The following is a 1,707-nucleotide window of genomic DNA, read 5'->3' on the forward strand; positions in this document are numbered from 1 at the left end:
TCGCTGCGCATCGCGTCGCAGGAGGTTTTCCGCTTTCCCGGATCGAGGCCGTTCAGCGGCTCATCGAGGATGAGGTACGGGCAACCGGTCGCTATCGCCATGGCAAGCTTTACCTGCTGCTTCATTCCCGTCGAGAGTTTACGGGTCGGCTTGTCGAGATATGGGGAGATTCCGAGGGAGTCGCAGAGCGAGTCGATGTCGGCGGCCGATTTCCACGCCTCCCTAACGAAAGCAAGGTGCTCGATGGCCGATAGCGTGGGGTAGAGATCCGCGCTGCCCGAAGAGCTCAGGTAGACGAGTTCCGCAAATTCGGCTGATCGGCGTTGGCAGATTCCGTCTGCCTCCAGGCTTCCCGAGCGGATGCGGGTGGGAAATTGGCCCGACAGCGCTTCAAGAAGGGTGGTTTTCCCCGAGCCGTTGGGAGCAATGAGGCCCGCCGCCGTTCCCGGGCTCAGGAAAAGCGATCCGATTGAAAGTATCGTCGTGCTTCCGTATCCCACGCTCGCGTCCAGGAGCTCGAGCCCATGGTGCTTTTTCGCGGGTCCAGGCTGTTTGGGCGAACGTGTCGCAACGGCGCCGACCGCGAAAAGGACCGCGGCGTATACCAGGGCCACGGCAAGCATCGATGCGCTGCCTGAACCGGAGCCAATGAATTCTGTCGGGGAGCATCCTACGTAACCCGTTGCCTCGATAGGCGAGAACACGGCCAGCGGCAGGAGATTGAGCGCGGCGCTATGCTCCAGCGCCGAATCGGACAGTAACGGGAATGCCGGGGCCGCGACAAGCAGCGCGGAGGTAAGGGGGCCCGCGAAGACGCGCCTCGTTGCGGTCGATAGGACGACGGAACAAACGGATATCAAGGTTCCGCCCGCGAGCAGCGCGAGAAGTATGGTCGTGAAGACGTTTCCCGCGGTCGTGGTGGTGAGCGCGCCGTTATGGAAGAAGGCGATCGGGTACCCGATCTGCCCGAATCCGTTTAGGGCCAAGGCGCAAATGCCCCCGGGCGCGAGGCCGGCGAGGAGCATCGCGGTCCCCGCGCCGATTATCGAAAACACGGTTTGGATAAGGCGCCGGAATTTGGGCACGGGCGCCTTTGCCGCCAGGGTCCCGGGCCTTGTGGCGCCGAGCACGAGTATCGACGAGAGAAGGAAGGGGATGAAGGGAAGGAAGGACGGCGCCTGGGCAATGGCGTAGGGCAGGAAGGAGAGGAACGGCAGGTCGTTTGCGGAGGCCGGGATATCCGCGATGCCGGAGCTGCTCAGGGCGCGGCAATATGCGAGCTCTGCGTCATTGGTCTCCTGGTCCCCCACGATGGACCCGGATTGGAAGCCCTCGTCCATGAGCGCGTAGTAGCTCTCGGCAGAGTCGAGAAAGGCGGCGTCGGTTTGAGCGGCGAGGGCGGCGTTCGCGTATCTTGCAAGCTCAGCGTCATCTTGCTGCTCTGGCGATAGGTCTGTGCCGCTGGCCTGGGGCGCGCGCGTATTGAATGCGTCGACAAAGCCCTGCATGCCCTGCTTCATAAAGAAGGGCCCGTAGATGGGTGAATTGAACGCAATGGGGACGGAGAAGGCTGCGGCAAGAACGAGCGTACAAATCCATACGGCCTTGTCTCTTAGGATTAGTTTGAGAAGAAGTCGACAGTACATTTAGAAGCACCTACATTCCTCAAAGCATCGTTAGATTGATAATGACAGACCGAATGAAGAT

At 61.2% G+C, this 1,707-nt stretch carries 1 protein-coding gene; it reads right to left on the reverse strand.

What is annotated here, in order from left to right; all coding sequences use genetic code 11:
• A partial coding sequence (locus AAAX59_RS09630) for an ATP-binding cassette domain-containing protein (RefSeq protein WP_349071599.1) occupies window positions 1-1,520 on the reverse strand: 1,520 nt, incomplete at its 3' end.
• Window positions 1,521-1,707 lie beyond the last annotated feature (187 nt).

Source organism: Collinsella sp. CLA-ER-H2, from assembly GCF_040092405.1.
In the GTDB taxonomy this organism is placed as follows: Bacteria; Actinomycetota; Coriobacteriia; order Coriobacteriales; family Coriobacteriaceae; genus Collinsella.